General features: G+C 64.1%; 16 protein-coding genes. 4 read left to right on the forward strand and 12 right to left on the reverse strand.

The features are described from left to right. Positions 1–10: 10 nt before the first annotated feature. From ihfB to mtnA, 8 genes are all read right to left on the reverse strand, one after another. Positions 11–307, reverse strand: a complete 297-nt coding sequence (gene ihfB, locus ACODS9_RS08010) for an integration host factor subunit beta (protein WP_023629327.1) — start codon at positions 305–307, stop codon at positions 11–13. A 239-nt stretch (positions 308–546) separates the two neighbouring features. Continuing rightward, positions 547–2,223 carry a 30S ribosomal protein S1 gene (gene rpsA, locus ACODS9_RS08015; RefSeq protein WP_046856619.1) on the reverse strand — a complete coding sequence of 559 codons (1,677 nt, stop codon included), beginning with the start codon at positions 2,221–2,223 and terminating at the stop codon, positions 547–549. Between the two features lie 123 nt (positions 2,224–2,346). Beyond that, positions 2,347–3,033 carry a (d)CMP kinase gene (gene cmk, locus ACODS9_RS08020; RefSeq protein WP_046856620.1) on the reverse strand — a complete coding sequence of 229 codons (687 nt, stop codon included), beginning with the start codon at positions 3,031–3,033 and terminating at the stop codon, positions 2,347–2,349. Further along, the gene (locus tag ACODS9_RS08025) at positions 3,030–5,237 is read right to left on the reverse strand and encodes a bifunctional prephenate dehydrogenase/3-phosphoshikimate 1-carboxyvinyltransferase (protein ID WP_489093695.1); all 2,208 of its coding nucleotides are present in this window, start codon (positions 5,235–5,237) and stop codon (positions 3,030–3,032) included. The genes cmk and ACODS9_RS08025 overlap by 4 nt, the downstream gene beginning before the upstream one ends. Before the next feature lie 196 nt (positions 5,238–5,433). Further along, the gene (pheA, locus tag ACODS9_RS08030) at positions 5,434–6,528 is read right to left on the reverse strand and encodes a prephenate dehydratase (protein ID WP_046856621.1); all 1,095 of its coding nucleotides are present in this window, start codon (positions 6,526–6,528) and stop codon (positions 5,434–5,436) included. Next, a complete protein-coding gene (gene serC / locus ACODS9_RS08035) occupies positions 6,528–7,613 on the reverse strand; it encodes a 3-phosphoserine/phosphohydroxythreonine transaminase (RefSeq protein ID WP_094010761.1) in 1,086 nt (361 codons plus the stop codon). The genes pheA and serC overlap by 1 nt, the downstream gene beginning before the upstream one ends. A gap of 157 nt (positions 7,614–7,770) precedes the next feature. Next, on the reverse strand, positions 7,771–10,533 hold the full coding sequence (gene gyrA, locus ACODS9_RS08040) for a DNA gyrase subunit A (protein ID WP_046856622.1): 2,763 nt from the start codon (positions 10,531–10,533) through the stop codon (positions 7,771–7,773). A gap of 248 nt (positions 10,534–10,781) precedes the next feature. Beyond that, a complete protein-coding gene (gene mtnA, locus ACODS9_RS08045) occupies positions 10,782–11,858 on the reverse strand; it encodes an S-methyl-5-thioribose-1-phosphate isomerase (protein ID WP_489093660.1) in 1,077 nt (358 codons plus the stop codon). A 111-nt stretch (positions 11,859–11,969) separates the two neighbouring features. Between mtnA and ACODS9_RS08050 the strand changes: the two genes are divergently transcribed. From ACODS9_RS08050 to ACODS9_RS08065, 4 genes are all read left to right on the forward strand, one after another. Next, positions 11,970–13,295, forward strand: coding sequence for a TRZ/ATZ family hydrolase (locus tag ACODS9_RS08050; RefSeq protein WP_489093661.1), 1,326 nt, complete (start codon positions 11,970–11,972; stop codon positions 13,293–13,295). Between the two features lie 64 nt (positions 13,296–13,359). Beyond that, complete coding sequence (ubiG, locus tag ACODS9_RS08055; protein WP_023630595.1) at positions 13,360–14,058, forward strand: bifunctional 2-polyprenyl-6-hydroxyphenol methylase/3-demethylubiquinol 3-O-methyltransferase UbiG; 699 nt, start codon at positions 13,360–13,362, stop codon at positions 14,056–14,058. 2 nt (positions 14,059–14,060) lie between these two features. Next, positions 14,061–14,732, forward strand: coding sequence for an N-acetylmuramic acid 6-phosphate phosphatase MupP (mupP, locus tag ACODS9_RS08060; protein WP_102684341.1), 672 nt, complete (start codon positions 14,061–14,063; stop codon positions 14,730–14,732). A gap of 115 nt (positions 14,733–14,847) precedes the next feature. After that, entirely contained in the window at positions 14,848–15,588 is a 741-nt protein-coding gene (locus ACODS9_RS08065; protein WP_489093662.1) for a YciK family oxidoreductase, read from the forward strand. A gap of 59 nt (positions 15,589–15,647) precedes the next feature. Here ACODS9_RS08065 and ACODS9_RS08070 read toward each other — a convergent pair whose 3' ends face one another. From ACODS9_RS08070 to ACODS9_RS08085, 4 genes are all read right to left on the reverse strand, one after another. After that, on the reverse strand, positions 15,648–16,433 hold the full coding sequence (locus ACODS9_RS08070) for an iron-containing redox enzyme family protein (RefSeq protein WP_046856627.1): 786 nt from the start codon (positions 16,431–16,433) through the stop codon (positions 15,648–15,650). Between the two features lie 38 nt (positions 16,434–16,471). Further along, positions 16,472–18,928: an EAL domain-containing protein gene (locus ACODS9_RS08075; protein WP_489093663.1), complete on the reverse strand. Its 2,457-nt coding sequence runs from the start codon at positions 18,926–18,928 to the stop codon at positions 16,472–16,474. Between the two features lie 159 nt (positions 18,929–19,087). Then, on the reverse strand, positions 19,088–20,920 hold the full coding sequence (locus tag ACODS9_RS08080; RefSeq protein ID WP_367856782.1) for an ABC transporter ATP-binding protein: 1,833 nt from the start codon (positions 20,918–20,920) through the stop codon (positions 19,088–19,090). Next, positions 20,913–21,545 (reverse strand): DsbA family protein, encoded by a 633-nt coding sequence (locus ACODS9_RS08085; RefSeq protein WP_489093664.1) that lies wholly within the window; start codon positions 21,543–21,545, stop codon positions 20,913–20,915. Before ACODS9_RS08085 ends, ACODS9_RS08080 begins: the two co-directional genes overlap by 8 nt.

The raw sequence follows: 21,545 nt of genomic DNA on the forward strand, positions 1-21,545 counted from the left end.
ACTCCTTCACTCAAGTGTGCTCGTGCTCGTCTTCATTGACCCGATCACGCAGCTCCTTGCCGGGCTTGAAGTGCGGGACGTACTTGCCGTCCAGGCTGACCGACTGACCGGTCTTGGGGTTGCGGCCTACGCGGGGCGCGCGGTAGTGCAGGGAAAAGCTGCCGAAGCCACGGATCTCGATACGATCCCCGGTCGCCAGGCACTGCGACATCTGCTCAAGCATGGTCTTGATGGCCAACTCGACGTCCTTGGACGAGAGTAGCCCCTGATGGGTGACAATACGTTCGATCAGCTCCGACTTCGTCATATTTTTCCCTTCGTTATCAAGCAGCTAGATCATTGCTTAATCAGTTTGTAGCACGCTCCGAGCGATTTGAACAGGCCGGTTCTTGACTAAACAAAAAAATTCAAGGTAAGGATTTGTTCACAGTCGTGACAAGCCGCCAGGAATCGGGCCAGGGCACCTGAGGCTCCACCCCTGCCGAGAAATCACAAGCACAAAAAAGGGCGACCCGAGGGTCGCCCTTTTTACCGATCAAACAGAACTCAGTTCTGCTTGGCCATAGCTTCGCGCAGCAGCGCGGCCATGGTGGTGTCGGCAGCCGCTTCCGGAGCGTTTTTCAGGCTCTGGATGGCTTCGCGCTCTTCAGCATCGTCCTTCGACTTGATGGACAGGCTGATGACGCGGGACTTGCGGTCGACGCTGATGATCTTGGCTTCGATCTCTTCGCCTTCCTTCAGCACGTTACGGGCGTCTTCAACGCGGTCACGGCTGATTTCGGAAGCTTTCAGAGTAGCTTCGATGTCGTCGGCCAGGGTCACGATAGCGCCCTTGGCGTCAACTTCCTTGACGATACCCTTGACGATAGCGCCCTTGTCGTTGACAGCAACGAAGTTGGAGAACGGATCGTCTTCCAGCTGCTTGATGCCCAGGGAGATGCGCTCGCGCTCTGGGTCAACCGACAGGATGACGGTTTCCAGCTCGTCGCCCTTCTTGAAGCGACGCACGGCTTCTTCGCCAGCTTCGTTCCAGGAGATGTCGGACAGGTGAACCAGACCGTCGATGCCGCCGTCCAGACCGATGAAGATACCGAAGTCGGTGATCGACTTGATGGTACCGGTGATCTTGTCACCCTTGTTGAACTGGCCGGAGAAGTCTTCCCATGGGTTCGATTTGCACTGTTTGATGCCCAGGGAGATACGACGACGCTCTTCGTCGATGTCCAGAACCATGACTTCCACTTCGTCGCCAACCTGAACGACTTTCGACGGGTGGATGTTCTTGTTGGTCCAGTCCATTTCGGAAACGTGTACCAGACCTTCAACGCCTTCTTCCAGCTCAGCGAAGCAGCCGTAGTCGGTCAGGTTGGTAACGCGAGCAGTCACGCGAGTGCTCTCTGGGTAACGGGCTTTGATAGCAACCCATGGGTCTTCACCCAGTTGCTTCAGGCCCAGCGAAACGCGGTTGCGCTCACGATCGTACTTCAGGACCTTGACGTCGATCTCGTCACCAACGTTGACGATCTCGGACGGGTGCTTGATACGCTTCCAGGCCATGTCGGTGATGTGCAGCAGACCATCGACGCCGCCCAGGTCAACGAACGCACCGTAGTCGGTGAGGTTCTTGACGATACCTTTGACCTGCTGGCCTTCCTGCAGCGATTCCAGCAGAGCTTCGCGCTCGGCGCTGTTTTCGGCTTCCAGGACGCTGCGACGGGAAACGACAACGTTGTTGCGCTTCTGGTCCAGCTTGATGACCTTGAATTCCAGCTCTTTGCCTTCGAGGTGGGTGGTGTCGCGCACTGGGCGGACATCAACCAGGGAGCCCGGCAGGAACGCACGGATGCCGTTAACGTCGACAGTGAAGCCGCCTTTAACCTTACCGTTGATAACGCCCTTGACCACTTCTTCAGCAGCGAAAGCAGCTTCCAGAACAATCCAGCACTCGGCGCGCTTGGCTTTTTCACGGGACAGCTTGGTTTCGCCGAAGCCGTCTTCGACCGCGTCCAGCGCAACGTGAACTTCGTCACCGACCTTGATGGTCAGTTCGCCAGTTTCGTTGTAGAACTGCTCGAGCGGGATGACACCCTCGGACTTCAGGCCAGCGTGTACGGTAACCCAGTCGCCGTCGATGTCGACAACGATACCGGTGATGATTGCACCCGGCTGAAGATTGAGGGTTTTCAGGCTTTCTTCAAAGAGTTCTGCAAAGCTTTCGCTCATTTTAATTCCTGTAGATTCGGGCGAAAAAGACGCCCATAGCCACATTCCAGACAATGTGGGTTTCGTTAAGTTAAGAAGCGCTGGCAGGACGTTGACTGGTGCCCCTGCCGGCTCTCCTCTCCATCAGGCCAGGTCGCGCAGGGCGAGCTCGCTTCTGATGCGTTGCAGCACCTGCTCGATGGACAACTCCGTGGAATCCAGCTGAATTGCATCGGCCGCCGGCTTGAGCGGGGCCACTGCACGCTGGGTGTCGCGTTCATCACGCGCACGGATCTCATCTAGCAGACTCGACAGACTAACATCTTCGCCCTTGCCCTTCAACTGCAGGTAACGGCGACGAGCACGTTCCTCGGCACTGGCGGTAAGGAACACCTTCAGCGGCGCGTCCGGGAACACCACGGTGCCCATGTCGCGACCGTCGGCAATCAACCCGGGGGCTTCACGGAAAGCACGCTGGCGCTGCAACAGCGCCTCGCGCACCGCGGGCAGCGAGGCGACCATCGAGGCTCCGGCACCGACTGTCTCGGTGCGGATGGCATTACTGACATCCTCACCTTCGAGAATGATCTGCTGCAGCTTGCCCGGCTCCGCCGCGACGAACTGTACGTCCAGATGCGCAGCCAGCGCCTTGAGCAGCTCTTCGTTGGTCAGGTCGACGCCATGGTTGTTGGCGTTGAACGCCAGCAGGCGGTACAGGGCGCCGGAATCGAGCAGGCGCCAGCCCAGCTCGCGGGCCAGCAGACCCGCCACGGTGCCCTTGCCCGAGCCGCTCGGCCCGTCGATGGTGATGACCGGTGCTTGCGAATTCACGACTTGCCCTCTTCGGCGACGCGGATGCCGACTTCCTTGCACAGCGCCAGGAAGTTAGGGAACGACGTGGCGACGTTGGCGCAGTCATGGATCACGATCGGCGCGCTTGCGCGCAACGAGGCGATGCTGAAGGCCATGGCGATGCGATGGTCGCCGTGGCCGTGCACTTCGCCGCCGCCGATCTGGCCGCCGTCGATGATGATGCCGTCCGGGGTCGGCTCGCACTTCACGCCCAGGGCGATCAGGCCGTCGGCCATCACCTGGATGCGGTCCGACTCCTTGACCCGCAGCTCTTCGGCGCCACGCAGCACGGTACGCCCTTCGGCGCAGGCGGCGGCGACAAACAGTACCGGGAACTCGTCGATGGCCAGCGGCACCAGTTCTTCCGGGATGTCGATACCCTTGAGCCTGGCGCCACGCACGCGCAGGTCGGCCACCGGCTCGCCGCCGACTTCACGCTGGTTTTCCAGGGTGATGTCGCCGCCCATCAGGCGCAGGATGTCGATAACGCCAGTGCGGGTCGGGTTGATGCCAACGTGCTCCAGGACCAGCTCGGAACCCTCGGCGATGGACGCCGCCACCAGGAAGAACGCCGAGGAGGAAATGTCCGCCGGCACCTCAATGCGGGTAGCGGTGAGCTTGCCACCGGACTGCAGGGAGGCTACCGGACCGTTCGACTCGACCGCGTAGCCGAAGCCGCGCAGCATGCGCTCGGTGTGGTCACGGGTAGGCGCAGGCTCGGTGACAGTGGTGGTGCCTTCGGCGTACAGGCCGGCCAGCAGCAGGCACGACTTGACCTGGGCACTGGCCATCGGCAGCGTGTAGTTCAGCGCCTTGAGCTTGTGCCCACCACGGATGGTCAGCGGCGGGCGACCTTCGGGGCCGGTCTCGACCACAGCACCCATTTCACGCAGCGGATTGGCCACGCGATTCATCGGGCGCTTGGACAGCGAAGCGTCGCCGGTCATGGTGGTGTCGAACGACTGCGCTGCCAGCAGGCCGGACAGCAGGCGCATCGAGGTGCCGGAGTTACCCACGTACAGCGGGCCGGGCGGCGGCTTCAGGCCGTGCAGGCCAACACCGTGAATGGTCACGCGACCATGGTGCGGCCCTTCGATGACCACGCCCATGTCACGGAAGGCCTGCAAGGTCGCCAGGGCGTCTTCACCCTCGAGGAAACCTTCGACTTCGGTCGTGCCCTCGGCCAGCGAGCCGAGCATGATCGAGCGATGGGAAATCGATTTGTCGCCAGGTACGCGGATCCGTCCGGACACGCGGCCACCCGGTTGGGCCAGGAAAATCAGATCGTTGGCGTTCATAGCGTCCACATAGGCCCGACGGGCAAGGATTTTACTGAAATGCTCGCGGGCAACCCGGGCGCGGGTGAACACGCCCAACAGTTGGTGCCCGTCCCCAGCATCGACCGCGTCGCGCAGGGCGTCGAGGTCGCTGCGAAATGTATCGAGAGTGCGCAGGACCGCCTCGCGGTTGGCGAGGAAGATGTCGTGCCACATGATCGGGTCGCTGCCGGCGATTCTCGTGAAATCGCGGAAGCCTCCCGCAGCGTACCGGAAGATTTCCAGGTTTTCATTGCGCTTGGCCAGCGAGTCGACCAGGCCGAAGGCCAGCAGGTGCGGCAGATGACTGGTGGCGGCCAGCACTTCGTCATGGCGCTCCACCGACATGTGCTCGACATCGGCATCCAGCGCTCGCCATAGGCGATCGACCAGGGCGAGCGCGCCCGGCTCGGTTTCCGCCAGCGGAGTGAGGATCACCTTGTGCCGACGGAACAGCGCCGCATTGGAGGCCTCCACCCCGCTCTGCTCCGATCCGGCGATCGGGTGCCCCGGCACGAAACGCGGCAGGCGCTCGGCAAACGCCTCGCGCGCGGCACGCACCACATTGCCCTTGGCGCTGCCCACATCGGTGATCACCGCATTACCCAGGTCGAGCTGGGCCAGACGAGCCAGGACTTTCTCCATGGCCAGGATCGGCACAGCCAACTGGATAACGTCGGCGCCGACACAAGCGACCGCAAGGTCTGCCTCGCAGCGATCGACCACGCCCAGCGCCACGGCCTGCTTGCGCGACTCGGCGTCGAGGTCGACGCCGACCACTTCGCGGCACAGGCCGCTTTCGCGCAGGCCCTTGGCGAAGGAGCCGCCGATCAGACCGAGGCCGACCACGACCAAGCGACCGACAATCGGTGCGGATTTGTTTGTTACAGCATCAACCACGAGTGCAAACCCTGTTCAAAAACATGCCAGTCATTGAGACCGCAGGGGGCTGCTGCGCAGCCCATCGCTGGCAAGCCAGCTCCCACATGGGCCAGCAACACGCCACTCCCTGTGGGAGCCGGCTTGCCGGCGATGGGCCGCAAAGCGGCCCCAACAAAATCGATCAAAGCACCGCTTTCGGATAAGAGCCCAACACCTTCAGCGCCACAGCCTCTTGGCTGATCTGCTCGAGCACCGCCTTGATCAGCGGATCACGATGATGGCCGACAAAGTCGATGAAGAACACGTAGGTCCACTTGCCGCTGCGCGACGGACGGGTCTCGATGCGCGTGAGGTCGATGCCGTTTTCGTGGAACGGCACCAGCAGCTCGTGCAGAGCACCCGGCTTGTTGCTCATGGAGACGATGATCGAAGTCTTGTCGTCGCCGGTCGGCGGTACTTCCTGGTTACCGATCATCAGGAAGCGCGTGGAGTTGTCCGGGCGGTCCTCGATCTTTTCGGCCAGACGGGTCAGACCATACAAGTTGGCCGCCATGTCACCGGCGATCGCCGCCGAATTCCACTCGCCCTTGACCCGCTTGGCCGCCTCGGCGTTGCTCGACACGGCCACGCGCTCGACGTTCGGGTAATGGGCGTCCAGCCACTTGCGGCACTGGGCTAGCGACTGGGCATGGGAGTAGATGCGGGTGATGCTGTCGGTCTTGGTGTTCTCGCCTACCAGCAGGTGATGGTGGATACGCAGCTCGACCTCGCCGCAGATCACCATGTCATGCTCGAGGAAGCTGTCCAGCGTGTGACTGACGGCGCCCTCGGTGGAGTTCTCCACCGGCACCACGCCGAAATTGACCGCACCCGCCGCCACTTCGCGGAACACCTCGTCGATGGCCGCCATCGGGCGACTGACCACGGCATGACCGAAGTGCTTCATGGCCGCGGCCTGGGTGAAGGTCCCTTCAGGGCCGAGGTAGGCCACCTTCAGCGGCTCTTCGAGCGCCAGGCAGGAGGACATGATCTCGCGGAACAGCCGCGCCATCTCTTCGTTGTCCAGCGGCCCCTGGTTACGCTCCATGACGCGCTTGAGCACCGCGGCCTCGCGCTCGGGACGGTAGAACACCGGCGCCTCGCCTTCAGGCAACGATGCGGTCTTGACCTTGGCCACTTCCTGGGCGCAACGGGCGCGCTCGCTGATCAGCTCGAGGATCTTCTCGTCGAGGCTGTCGATGCGCACACGCAGGGCCTTGAGCTCCTGATCGGACATCAGCCGTGCTCCTTCTCGAATTCACCCATGTACTGCACCAACGCCTCGACAGCCTCCAGGCCCAGGGCGTTGTAGATCGAGGCACGCATGCCACCGACCGAACGATGGCCCTTGAGGTTGAGCAGGCCACGGGCATCAGCGCCAGCCAGGAAGGCTTTGTCCAGACGTTCATCGGCCAGGCGGAACGGCACGTTCATCCACGAACGGGCGTTGACGCTGATCGGGTTGGTGTAGAACTCGCTGGCATCGATGAAGCCGTAAAGGCGCTCTTTCTTGGCGCGGTTGCGCTGCTCCATGGCCTCGACGCCACCCTGCTCCTTGAGCCACTCGAACACCAGACCCGAGAGGTACCAGGAATAGGTGGCCGGAGTGTTGTACATCGAGCCGTTGTCGGCCGACACTTTGTAGTCGAGCATGGTCGGGCAGCTGCTGCGGGCACGACCTAGCAGGTCTTCGCGCACGATCACCACAACCAGACCGCTCGGGCCGATGTTCTTCTGCGCGCCGGCATAGATCAGGCCGTACTGCGACACGTCGATCGGGCGCGACAGGATGTCCGAAGACATGTCGACCACCAGCGGGACGTCACCAGTTTCGGGCACCCAGTCGAACTGCAGGCCACCAATAGTCTCGTTGGACGCATAGTGTACGTAGGCGGCGTTACGGGTCAGCTGCCACTCGTTCTGGCCCGGAATGGCCAGGTAGTCGTAGGGCTTGGCGCTGGCAGCAACGTTGACAGTGCCGAAGCGGCGCGCTTCCTCGATGGCCTTCTTCGACCAGATACCGGTCTCGACGTAGTCGGCGGTGCCATTTTCCGGCAGCAGGTTCAGCGGAATCTCGGCGAACTGCTGGCTGGCGCCGCCCTGCAGGAACAGCACCTTGTAGTTGGAGGGGACGGACAGCAGGTCGCGCAGGTCCTGCTCGGCCTTTTCGGCGATAGCCACATAGTCGTCGCTGCGATGGCTCATCTCCATCACCGACAGACCCTTGCCGCGCCAGTCCAGCATCTCGGCCTGGGCGCGCTGCAGCACGGCATCAGGAAGCGCGGCAGGGCCTGCGCAGAAGTTAAAGGCTCGTTTGCTCACATCCACTCTCGCTCTGCCAAATAGAACAAAATCGTAATTCGCTGCCGACCAGTCAAGACTGTGTCGCCGGCACCGGGGCTGCCTTGCAGCGCCAATGCCCCACCTTCATCAGTCAAACGGGGCGACCTTGGTCGCCCCGCTCGGGTTGTTGCATCGATTATTCCTGAGGCGCCTCTTCGGTGCCGGCATCGTCGTCGCCCACCGCATCGAGCGGGGCGCCCTCCTCGTCCGTCTCGATCAGTTCATCGAGCTCTTCCTCGGAGGGTTCCTGGACGCGCTCAAGCCCCACCAGCGTTTCGTCGGTGGCCAGCTTGATCAGCGTGACACCCTGGGTGTTACGGCCCAGGCTGGACACCTCGCCGACCCGGGTACGCACCAGCGTGCCCTGGTCGGAGATCAGCATGATTTCCTCGCCTTCCTGCACCTGGATAGCGCCGATCAGCAGGCCGTTGCGCCCCTTGGTGCCCATGGCGATCACACCCTGACCGCCACGGCCGCGACGCGGGAACTTGGACAGCGGGGTGCGCTTGCCAAAACCACGCTCGGAAGCGGTGAGGATCTGCGCGCCGGACTCCGGAATCAGCATGGAAATGATCTGCTGACCCTTGCCCAGCTTCATGCCGCGCACGCCACGGGCGGTACGGCCCATCTCGCGCACCACGCTCTCGGCAAAGCGGATCACCTTGCCGGCGTCGGAGAACATCATGACTTCCTTGGCGCCATCGGTGATGGCGGCGGCGATCAGGGTGTCACCTTCCTTGAGCTTCAGGGCAATCAGGCCGTTGGAACGCGGACGGGCGAACTGCACCAGCGGAGTCTTCTTGACGGTACCGGAAGCAGTGGCCATGAAGATGTAGGCGCCGGTCGCCTCGGCGGCCCACTCAGGGGTGTCGCCGTCTTCCTCGTCGATCTCCTCGGCTTCCACCAGCTCGCCTTCGATCACGCTGTCGTCGCTGTCTTCCAGTTCTTCCTCTGGATCTGCGTGCTGCTGCAGCGCCTCCAGATCGATCTGCAGCATGGCGGTGATGCGCTCACCTTCTTCCAGCGGCAGCAGGTTGACCAGCGGGCGGCCGCGGGCGGCGCGGGAGGCCTCGGGAATTTCGTAGGTCTTCTTCCAGTACACCTTGCCCTTGCTGGAGAACAGCAGCAGGGTGGCGTGGCTGTTGGCGACCAGCAGGTGCTCGATGTAGTCCTCGTCCTTGACGCCTGTGGCCGACTTGCCCTTGCCGCCACGGCGCTGGGCCTGGTACGCGGACAATGGCTGGGTCTTGGCGTAGCCACCGTGGGAGATGGTCACCACACGCTCTTCTTCGGGGATCATGTCGCCGTAGTTGAGGTCGTGGCTGGCATTGAGGATTTCGGTGCGACGGGCATCGCCGTACTCGGCGCGGATCGCTTCGAGTTCTTCGCGGATCACTTCCATCAGGCGCTCGGCGCTGCTGAGGATGCGAATCAGCTCGCCGATCTGCTCGAGGATCTCCTGGTACTCGGCCAGCAGCTTCTCGTGCTCCAGGCCGGTCAGGCGGTGCAGGCGCAGTTCCAGGATCGCCTGGGCCTGTTCCGGCGACAGGTAGTACTTGCCTTCGCGCAGGCCGTACTGCTCCGGCAGGTCTTCCGGACGGCACGACTCGGCACCGGCACGCTCGACCATGACCTGTACCGCACTGGACTCCCAGGCCGTGCTGATCAGCGCTTCCTTGGCTTCGGACGGTGTCGGCGAGGCCTTGATCAGGGCGATGACCGGGTCGATGTTGGATAGCGCGACCGCCTGGCCTTCAAGGATATGGCCACGCTCGCGGGCCTTGCGCAGCTCGAACACGGTGCGGCGGGTGACCACCTCGCGACGGTGGCGAACGAACGCCTCGAGCAGGTCCTTGAGGTTCAGCAGGCGCGGGCGACCGTCGATCAGGGCAACGATGTTGATGCCGAACACGCTCTGCAGCTGGGTCTGCTGGTAGAGGTTGTTGAGCACCACCTCCGGCACCTCGCCGCGACGCAGCTCGATGACGATGCGCATGCCATCCTTGTCGGACTCGTCGCGCAGCTCGGTGATGCCTTCGATCTTCTTCTCTTTGACCAGCTCGGCGATCTTCTCGATCAGGCGCGCCTTGTTCAGCTGGTACGGCAGCTCGGTGACCACGATCTGCTGGCGGCCACCGACCTTGTCGATATCCTCGATCTCGGAGCGGGCACGCATATAGATGCGGCCACGGCCGGTGCGATAGGCCTCGATGATGCCCTGGCGACCATTGATCAGGCCCGCTGTCGGGAAGTCCGGCCCCGGGATGAACTGCATCAGCTCATCGACCGTGATGTCGGAGTTGTCGATCAGCGCCAGGCAGCCGTCGATCACTTCGCCGAGGTTGTGCGGCGGAATGTTCGTCGCCATGCCCACGGCAATACCGCTGGAGCCGTTGACCAGCAGGTTGGGGATCTTGGTCGGCATGACCGCCGGGATCTGCTCGGTACCGTCGTAGTTCGGTACCCAGTCGACGGTCTCTTTGTGCAGGTCGGCCAACAGCTCATGGGCCAGCTTGGACATGCGCACTTCGGTGTATCGCATGGCCGCGGCGTTGTCGCCGTCCACCGAACCGAAGTTGCCCTGGCCATCGACCAGCAGGTAGCGCAGCGAGAATGGCTGGGCCATGCGCACGATGGTGTCGTACACGGCGGTGTCGCCGTGCGGGTGGTACTTACCGATCACGTCACCGACCACACGGGCGGATTTCTTGTACGGCTTGTTCCAGTCGTTGCCCAGTTCGCTCATCGCATACAGAACGCGACGATGCACGGGCTTCAAGCCGTCACGCGCATCGGGCAGCGCTCGCCCGACAATAACGCTCATCGCGTAGTCGAGGTAAGACTGTCTCAGTTCGTCTTCGATATTGACCGGGAGGATTTCTTTGGCCAGTTCGCCCATGAGAAGCCTGATTCCTTTTTCTGGTGAAACTTCGCCTGATCCCTCGAAGGACGAACGAAGCTCGCCGCCGCAGCGCAATTGGGGTGCGACGACTTACGACAAATCAATGAGTTGTGCCATGGATCTGCGCAATGAAGGCCGCGGTAAAGAGCGGCCTTGGAAACTGCCGGATGGTATCACAAACGCTGCGCGCATGGGAGATATGGCAGGTTGCCGTACTGCACCATCCGCACGGATGGAAAAACGCCTCAGTGGAGGCGTTTGCGGCACATCAACTGGGCGATTTTTGCGGTATCCGGGCGCTCGACCACGCCCTTCTCGGTGACGATCACGTCGATCAGGTCGGCCGGGGTGACATCGACCACCGGGTTGTAGGCCTCGACATCAGCGGTTACCTGGATCCCGGAAACCTCCAGCAGCTCTTCCTCGCCGCGGGTCTCCAGCGGGATATCCTCACCGGTGGGCAGGTTCAGATCGATGCTGGTGCTCGGCGCCACCACCATGAAGCGCAGCCCGTGATGCATGGCCGCCACCGCCATCTGGTAGGTGCCGATCTTCGCCGCCACATCGCCATTGGCGGCAATGCAGTCGGCGCCGACCACCACCCAGGTGATGCCCTTGGTCTTCATCAGGTGCCCGGCCGCCGCGTCGGCAACCACGGTCACCGGCACACCGTCGGCGGCCAGCTCCCAGGCGGTCAGGCGCGAACCCTGCAGCCACGGCCGCGACTCGCAGGCATAGACCTGCTCGACCATGCCCTCCAGGGTGGCGGCGCGGATCACCCCCAGGGCGGTACCGAAGCCGCCGGTGGCCAGGGCCCCGGCATTGCCGTGGGTAAGCAGGGCCTGCTCGCTGCCCTGGTGCCTGCGGATCTGCTCGACACCGAACTGGGCCATGGTCAGGTTGGCTTCACGATCGCTTTGGTGAATCGCCACCGCCTCGGCCTCCATCACCTTCAGCACGTCTTCATCCGGGCGCAGGCGCTGCAGGCGCTCACGCATGCGGTTGAGCGCCCAGAACAGGTTGGCCGGAGTAGGCCGCGCCTCGCCGAGCATCATGAAGTCTTCCTCAAGACTCTCTTCCCAGATCTCGCCTTCGGCCAGGCGACGGCGCAGCGCCAGCACCAAGCCGTAGGCGGCGCAGATGCCGATCGCCGGAGCGCCACGCACGGCCATGTCGCTGATTGCCTCAGCCACCTCTGCCGCCTCGGTGCAGGCCAGCCAGCACTGCTCAAGCGGCAGCAGGCGCTGGTCGAGCAGGTGCAGCACGCCGTCGCGCCACTCGATGCCCGTCACCGTCTCCGCCGCCATCAGTTGCTCGCGCATCGCCTCTCCCCGTCGCCCTGGCATCAAAAGCCGGCGATTATAGCGAGCCTGCGTCGCGGACGCTCGGGTATACTGCGCGTTTAGCCGAACCGATCCAGGTATATATCGCGCATGCCCATCGCCACTCCCCTCCTCGACCTGCTGCTTGTGCCGGACTGGCTGGTCCCCGTCGAGCCAGCCGGTGTCGTGCTGGAGGGCCATGCGCTGGGCATCCGCGACGGCCAGATCGCCTGGCTCGGCCCACGCGAGCGGGCGCCACAAGCGCGGGAAGTGCGGACGCTGCCCGACTGCCTGCTGACGCCCGGGCTGGTCAACGCCCACGGCCACGCCGCCATGACCCTGTTCCGCGGCCTGGCCGACGACCTGCCGCTGATGACCTGGCTACAGGAGCACATCTGGCCCGCCGAGGGTCGCTGGGTGAACGAGGCCTTCGTGGCCGACGGCACCGACCTGGCCATTGCTGAACAGCTCAAGGGCGGCATCACCTGCTTCGCCGACATGTATTTCTATCCCCGCGAGGCCTGCGACCGCGTGCACCGCAGCGGTATCCGCGCGCAGATCGCCGTGCCGCTGCTGGATTTCCCCATCCCCGGCGCACGCACCCCGGATGAGGCCCTGCACCTGGCCATCGAACTGTTCGGCGAGCTGCGCCACCACCCGCGCATCACCATTGCCTTGGGCCCGCACGCCCCCTACACGGTGAGCGACGAGAACCTGGAGAAGATCCGGGTGATCGCCGACCAGCTGGACGCACCGCTGCACATGCACATCCACGAGACCGCCAGCGAAGTCGAGCAGGCGCTCAAGGACAACGGCGAGCGGCCACTGGCGCGCCTCGCGCGCCTGGGCCTGCTGGGCCCGAACCTGCAAGCGGTGCACATGACCCAGATCAGCGACGAAGACCTGGCGCTGCTGGTAGAAAGCAACACCAGCGTGGTTCACTGCCCCGAATCCAACCTCAAGCTGGCCAGCGGTTTCTGCCCGGTGGAGCGCTTGTGGCAGGCTGGGGTGAACGTGGCCGTCGGCACCGATGGCGCCGCCAGCAACAATGACCTCGACCTGCTCGGTGAAACCCGCACCGCCGCGCTGCTGGCCAAGGCCGTCGCCGGCTCGGCCACCGCCCTGGACGCCCACCGGGCGCTGCGCATGGCCACGCTCAATGGCGCCCGGGCCCTCGGACTGGAGGCGATCACTGGCTCGCTCGAAGTGGGCAAGTCCGCCGACCTGGCCGTCTTCGACCTGTCGGGGCTGGCGCAGCAACCGGTGCATGACCCGGTCTCGCAACTGATCTACGCCACCGGTCGCGACTGCGTGAAGGATGTCTGGGTCGCCGGGCAGCAACTGGTCGAGGACCGCCGCCTGAGCCAGATGGACGAAGCCGCGCTGGCCGCCAATGCCCGCGCCTGGGGAGCCCGCATCGCCGGGCGCAACGAATGAACGGCCGGCAGCCGCGGCTGCCGGCCCGCGACACTATTTATCGAAGATTCAGAGGACTGTTCCCATGAGCAACGTCGACCACGCCGAAATCGCCAAGTTCGAAGCCCTGGCCCACCGCTGGTGGGACCGCGAGAGCGAGTTCAAACCGCTGCACGACATCAACCCGCTGCGGGTCAACTGGATCGACGAGCGTGTCGGCCTGGCCGGCAAGAAGGTGCTGGACGTCGGCTGCGGCGGCGGCATCCTCAGCGAGGCGATGGCCCAGCGTGGCGCCACCGTCACCGGCATCGACATGGGCGAAGCACCGCTGGCGGTGGCCCAGCTGCACCAGCTGGAGTCGGGCGTTGCGGTGGAGTACCGGCAGATCACCGCCGAAGCCCTGGCCGAAGAGATGCCCGGCCAGTTCGACGTGGTCACCTGCCTGGAAATGCTCGAGCACGTACCCGACCCTTCCTCGGTGATTCGCGCCTGCTACCGCATGGTCAAGCCCGGCGGCCAGGTGTTCTTCTCGACCATCAACCGCAACCCCAAGGCCTACCTGCTGGCGATCATCGGCGCCGAATACGTGCTGAAGATGCTGCCGCGCGGCACCCACGACTTCAAGAAGTTCATCCGCCCCTCCGAGCTGGGCGCCTGGAGCCGTGCCGCAGGCCTGGAGGTCAAGGACATCATCGGCCTGACCTACAACCCGCTGACCAAGCACTACAAGCTGTGCAACGACGTCGACGTCAACTACATGATCCAGACCCTGCGCGAGGAATGAGCATGCGCCTGCGAGCAGTACTCTTCGACATGGACGGCACCCTGCTGGACACGGCGCCGGACTTCATCGCCATCTGCCAGGCGATGCTCGCCGATCGCGGCCTACCGGCCATCGACGACGCACGCATCCGCGAGGTGATTTCCGGCGGTGCCCGCGCCATGGTCGCCGCGACCTTTGCCATGGACCCCGAGGCCGACGGCTTCGAAGCCCTGCGCCTGGAGTTCCTCGAACGCTACCAGCGCGATTGCGCGGTGCACAGCAAGCTGTTCGACGGCATGCCGGAGCTGCTGGCCGACATCGAGAAAGGCAACCTGCTGTGGGGCGTGGTCACCAACAAACCAGTGCGCTTCGCCGAACCGATCATGCAACGCCTGGGCCTGGCCGAGCGCTCGGCGCTGCTGATCTGCCCGGACCACGTGAAGAACAGCAAGCCCGACCCCGAGCCGCTGATCCTGGCGTGCAAGACGCTTGACCTGGACCCGGCCAGCGTCCTGTTCGTCGGCGACGACCTGCGCGACATCGAGTCCGGCCGCGACGCCGGCACCCGCACCGCAGCGGTGCGCTATGGCTATATTCATCCAGAGGACAACCCTAACAACTGGGGCGCCGACGTGGTGGTGGACCACCCGCTAGAACTGCGCAAGGTGATCGACAGCGCGCTGTGCGGCTGCTGATTTCAAGTCGCAAGCGTTAAGCTTCAAGCCTCAGGAAAGAGCAGCTCCAACACTGATCTGCTTTCTCTTGTAGCTTGCCGCTTAGAGCTTGCAGCTCATATTCAAGGACAGACCTATGTTCGACTACACCGCCCGCCCCGACCTGCTCAAGGGCCGGATCATTCTGGTCACCGGCGCCGGTCGCGGCATCGGCGCCGCCGCCGCCAAGGCCTATGCCGCCCTGGGCGCCACCGTGCTGCTGCTGGGCAAGACCGAAGCCAACCTGAACGAGGTCTACGACCAGATCGAAGGCGCGGGCCACCCGCAGCCGGTGGTGATCCCGTTCAACTTGGAAACCGCCCTGCCCCACCAGTACGACGAACTGGCGGTGATGATCGAGGACCAGTTCGGCCGCCTCGACGGCCTGCTCAACAACGCCTCGATCATTGGTCCGCGCACGCCGTTGGAGCAGCTGTCGGGCGACAACTTCATGCGCGTGATGCACATCAACGTCAACGCCACCTTCATGCTGACCAGCACCTTGCTGCCGCTGCTGAAGCTGTCGGAGGACGCCTCGGTGGTGTTCACTTCCAGCAGCGTCGGGCGCAAGGGCCGCGCTTACTGGGGTGCCTACGGGGTGTCTAAATTCGCCACCGAGGGCCTGATGCAGACCCTGGCGGATGAACTGGAAGGCGTAGCGCCGGTGCGCTCCAACAGCATCAACCCGGGCGCCACGCGCACGGCGATGCGCGCCCAGGCCTATCCGAGCGAGAACCCGCAGAACAACCCGCTGCCCGAGGACATCATGCCGGTGTACCTGTACCTGATGGGGCCGGACAGCAAGAATGTGAACGGGCAGGCGCTGAACGCGCAGTAAAACCGACAAGCCCGCCCCTACGCCTTGCTGCGTGGGAGCGAGCCTGCCCCGCTATGGTTTCAGCCCGCCGCCAAGGCCGGGCGCAGACGCCCTTGCTGACGCCCTTCGAGCTGCATGCAACGCTCCAGGAACAGGAACATGCAGTCGTAGCTCTTGCAGATCGCCCGGCGCAGCTCGGTGCGCAGCCCCAGGGTCGGGCTCTCGCCCGCCAGGGTGCAGATGATTTCCAGCGCTTCCCAAGGGTGCGCGTCATCATACTGCGCATGCATCTTCAACCATTTCATGGCGCGCTTGCGGGTGTCTTCGGGGAAGCCCTGGGCGTAGGTATCTTCGGCGCAGACCACCGCCGACCATTCACCGGTGGCACCTTCGATGGCGTAGTTGGTGGCCGCCATGGCGATGGCCAGCGACTCGGTGGCGCATACCCGCCAACACCAGTCGTTCAAGCCATTGAGCTCGGGCGGCACTTCCTGGGACTGCAGTTCATGCAGGTGGATGCCATGAGCCTGGCACCAGTGCACCCAGTAGTCGGCATGGTTGAGCTCGACGCGGATGTTGCGCATCAGCCAGCGGCGCGCCATGTCCTCGCCGGGGTGCCGGGCGTAACGGGTCTTGGTGAGGTTGTGGGCCATGTAGAGGGAGAACTGCTCGACCACCGGCCAGCCACCGATCAGGTACTGGCGGATGGTCGACTGCTTGAGCTGGCCATCGCGCAGGCGTTGGTAGAACTCATGCTCCACCACCCTTCGCTTGCTTTCGCGGCAATCCTCTATCAGTTGTTGGGCCCACTGCGGATAACTGGCCGGATCCATCAATGGTCCGATCCTTACGAACGCGTCGATCACTGTCAGCTCCTTGATTCCCTGTGATTTCCGGGCGTTGTTCAGCGAAAGGTCCCCGGCGCCCGGTGCAGAAGGGGCCTCGCGGCAATCCGTTGGCGCTGCAGGCTGTCGCAGGTGAACACCTGCGGGCGTTCGATGAGATATCCCTGGGCGTAGTCCACGCCGATCTCCTGCAAAGCCTGCTCGATCAGTGGCGTCTCGACGAACTCGGCGATGGTCCGCTTACCCATGACGTGGCCAATGTGATTGATCACTTCGACCATCGCCCGGTTGATCGGGTCATCGAGCATGTCCTTGACGAAACTTCCGTCGATCTTCAGGAAGTCTACAGGCAAATGCTTCAAATAGGCGAATGACGACATTCCGGCGCAGAAGTCGTCCAGCGAGAATTTGCAGCCCAATCCTTTCAATTCATTGATGAACCGGATTGCGCTGCCCAGATTGGCGATGGCGCTGGTTTCGGTAATTTCAAAACAGATCAACCGTGGCGGGATGTCGAACTCGCCAAACAGGCGCTGCAGGTACTCGAGGAACTTGTCGTCGCCGATGCTCGAGCCCGAAAGGTTGATGGCACACATTGCCAACGGCCCCTCCCGCCCCTCGTCCAGGCACTGGCGAATCACCTGGAACACACTGCGCACCACCCAGCGATCAAGCGCGGTCATCAAGCCGTAGCGCTCGGCTGCGGGAATGAAGCTGTCGGGCAGGATGGTGCGTCCGCTTTCATCATGCAGGCGCAGAAGGATTTCGATATGCCCCGGCCCCTCGTGGGGATGCAAGGGGGCGATTTCCTGGGCGTAGAGGCAGAAGCGATTCTCCTCCAGCGCCACGTGCAGGCGCTGGATCCAGGCCATTTCACCGAAGCGCATGGACAGCTCGCTGTCGTCGGCGTGATAGACCTGCACCCGGTTGCGCCCTTTCTCCTTGGCCATGTAGCAGGCCATGTCCGCAGCGCGCAACGACGCCTCCAGGGTGCTGGGCACCTGGGCGATATGCACCAGGCCGATGCTGACCGTGGTGACGAAGGGCCTGCCCTTCCACACGAAATGCAGGCTCTGCACGGCTTGGCGCAATTGCTCGGCGATGCGCTCGCCCTGCTCCGGGGGGCAGTTCTCGAGCAGCACGCCGAACTCGTCACCGCCCAGGCGCGCCAGGGTGTCGCCCTCGCGCAGGCCCGACTGCAGCACCGCGCAGATATGCCGCAACAGCTCGTCGCCAGCGGCATGCCCGCAGGTGTCGTTGACCAGCTTGAACTGGTCCAGGTCGAGGAACATCAGCGAATGCCGCCCGGCCTGGCGCGCCAGGCCATTGAGCGCCTGCTCCAGGCGGTACTCGAACTCGCGGCGGTTGGCCAGCCCGGTCAGGGCGTCGTGAGTGGCCTGCCACGACAGGTTGGCGATGTACTGGCGCTCCTGGGTCATGTCATGCAGCACCACCACGATGCCACTGACCTGCCCTTCGGTGAGGATGGGCGAGCCCACCAGGTTGACCGACACCGTACTGCCGTCCAGGCGCTGGATCAGCCGGGCGTGCTCGGCGCCGCCCTTGAGGCTGCCGCTGAGCACCTGCTCGACCAACGTCCGGCTGTCACCTTCGGCATTCTCGTCGAGCAGGCTGAACAGCGCCGCCAGCGGCAGACCCTGGGCCTGCACCGCCTGCCAGTGAGTCAATTGCTCGGCAGCCGGGTTCATGTAGCTGATGCAACCGTCGACATCGGCGGTGATCACCGCATCGCCGATCGACTCCAAGGTGATCTGCGCCCGCTCCTTCTCCTCCTGCAACGCACTGGCGAACGCCTGGCGCTGGGCCAGCAGCTTGCTCGAGCGCCGCCAGGCCATGGCGATAAGGAACAGCGCGGTGGCCAGGTTGGTGAGCATCAGCACCTTGAGCAGCATTCGCGAACCTTCGCCCAGGGCATCGCTGAATGCCTTGGCGGCAGGGGTCACGCCATCGTTGATGGCGACGATGCGTGCCTTCCAGTTGGCCACCTGGTGGGCGTCGGCCTTGCCGCCGGCAAACCCTTCGCGCATCTGCTGGGCCAGCACGTCGAGCTGGCGCAGGTAGTCGTCACCGATGTCCCAGTAATCGATGGCGGTTTCCATGTAGCTGATATGGCGAAAATTGCGGTAGAACCAGATGATCCGGGCGACGTCCTCGGGATGGTTGCCGCCCTGCAGCACGCCTTGGCGCGCCGCCTCCAGGTCCGGCTCGGGCCGATCCAGGGCCAGGCGCAGGTTGTGATCGCCCTGGGGCACCAGGATGGCCCGGCGATAGCGGGCATAGGTCAGCGGATCGCGATCATCGGCATAGAGGTTGAGGTAGTAGATGGCGTCCTTCTGCGCCTTGGACCACAGGCTCTCGCCCGCCACATAGGCGCGCACGGCGGACAATGCATAAAGACTCAGACTGCCCAGCAGTACCTGGAAAACCACAACGGCGACGAAGGGCCAGATGATGCCCAGCAGCCTTGGCGCTTCGAGAGTCCGATTTCCCTTCATGTAATCCCTGTCATGGCGGCAGATAAGGCACGAATCGACCTAGACAAGCACAGCGTAGGCCATTTGCCATGAAGGAGCGACAAGCTACAAGCGCCAAGCGGCAAGAAAAAGTGCGCTGACCCCAACTTGCCGCTTGCAGCTCGAACCTTGAGGCTGTTTTCAGGTTTGCTGCAGGTGGCCGTAGAGCTTGGCGTACAGGCCACCTTCGGCAATCAACTGCTGGTGGTCGCCATCTTCGGCGACATGACCGCCATCGAACACCAGCACCCGGTCTGCCTGCTTCACCGCCGACAGGCGGTGGGCGATGATCAGCGTGGTGCGCCCGCTGAGGAAGCGCGCCAGAGCCAGGTGCAGGTTGTATTCGGTGGCCGCGTCCAGCGCGGAGGTGGCCTCGTCGAGGATGACCACCTTGGGTTCGGCCAACACCATTCGGGCGATCGCCAGGCGCTGGCGCTGGCCACCGGACAGGCGCACGCCGGAGCGCCCGACGATGCTGTCCAGGCCCTGGGGCAGCGCGGCGATGGTGGCGTCCAGCTGGGCGATGCGCAGCGCCTGCCAGCAGGCGTCGTCGCTGCAGTCACGACCCATGGTCAGGTTGGCGCGCACACTGTCGTTGAACAGTGACGGGTGCTGCAGCACCACCGCGACATTTTCGCGCAGGGTCTCCAGGCCGATCTCCTGCAGGCTGGCGCCTCCGAAGCGGATGGTCCCGGCCTGGGCGCTGTACAGCCCAAGCAGCAACTGCACCAGGGTACTCTTGCCGCCGCCGCTGGCGCCAACGATGGCGACCTTCTCGCCCGGGGCGATGGTCAGGTTGAGCTGGTCGAGCACCGGCTCGTCGGCATAGGCGAAGCGCAGGTCGCGCACCTCGATACCGACCGTGTCGCGCCCGGCGAACGGGTCGGCGGCCGCCGGGTACTGCGGCTCGTCGGCCCGCGCCAGCAGCTCGTTCAAGCGGCTCAGTGCGCCGCCGGCGGCATAGTAGGCATATTGCAGGTTCAGCAACTGTTCCACCGGCCCGATCATGAACCACAGGTAGCTGAACACCGCCAGCATCTGGCCGATCGACAGGTCGGAGAACAGCACCGTGAGCATGGCAGCGGCACGGAAGATATCGATGCCGAACTGGAACAACAGGCCACTGGCGCGGCCGCTGGCGTCGCTCTTCCACTGCGAAGCCACCGCGTAGTCGCGCACCTCGCGGGCGCGCAGCCCCAAGCGGCCGAGGAAGTAGCCCTGGCGGTTGCCGGCGCGGATCTCCTGAATCGCGTCGAGAGTCTCGGTCAATGCCTGGGTGAAACGTGCGGTGCTGTCGTTCTCGAGCTTCTTCAGGTGCTTGACGCGCTTGCCCAGCTGCACGGTGAAATAGATCACCAGCGGATTGAACAGCAGGATCAGCAGCGCCAGTTGCCAGTGCATCCAGATCAGGATGGCCGCGGTGCCGGTCAGCGTGAGCACGGCCACCAGGAAGCGGCTCAGGGTTTCGCCGACGAACTTGTCGAGGGTGTCCAGGTCGGTGACCAGGTGGGTGGTCACCGTGCCGCTGCCCAGGCTTTCGTATTCCTTGAGCGAAATGCGCTTGAGTCGCTCGATCAGGCGGATGCGCAGGCGGTAGACGATATCCTTGGCCAGGCCGGCGAACAGCTTGGCCTGGACCACGTTGAACGCCAGCGCCGCCAGGCGCAGGCCGAGGGTGGCGCACAGCATCAGCCCGATGTAACCGGCGGCCACCTGCCAGCCCGCGGGCAGGAAATTGTTCATCCACTTCAGCGCCGCGTCGCCATGCCCCAGCAGCACTTCGTCCACCAGCAATGGCAGCAGCAAGGGAATCGGTACGCTGCACAGGGCGGCGAGCACGGCCACCAGGTTGGCGGTCCACAGGGCTTGTTTGTGGTGCAGGGCCAGGCGGCGGATCTCCGCCCAGCTCAGGCGATCGGGCACAGCGGGGGACTTCCCTGGCACAGGGTCTGGCGACCCTGGCAGGTCAAGCACAGGCGGCCTGCTGCAGCCAGCGGCCGAGCAAGGGTTGCAGGCTTTCCAGCGGCTGGTAGCCATTGGTCAGCAGGGCCAGCTGGCCATTGCGCTCGGCCAGCAGCGTGGGGAAGCCAGCGATGCCCAGGTCCTGCACCCAGGCGAAATCGGCACTGGTGGCGACTCGGGTGTCAGGGAGAGTGAAGCGCTGGGAGAACCGCTCGCGGTCGAAGCCGGCCTGCTCGGCCAGCTCCACCAGTTGCGGGGCGCGGGTGACATCCACGCCCTGCTGGTAGAACGATGCCTGGATCAGTTGCAGCAGGCGCCAGGCCCGCTTGTCGTCCAGCTCGCGTGCCGTCACCAGGGCGCGGCACGCCGGCTCCGTGTCGTAGACGAAACCGTCGGGCATCGCGCCGTCGAAACGGAACGGCTGCCCGGTGGCGTCATGCACCGCCTGCCAGTGCTCGAGGATGTACTTGCGGGTCGAGGCGTCCAGGGCGCTGCCACCGGTACGCAGGCCGCCCGGCACCAGGCGGGTCTCGACACCCGCCTCACGGGCCTGGGCGATCAGCGCCTCGGCCACCGGGGCAAAGCCCCAGCACCAGGAGCACATCGGGTCCATCACATAGAGCAGGCGTGCGGACAT

It is taken from the genome of Pseudomonas sp. FG36 (assembly GCF_057809275.1).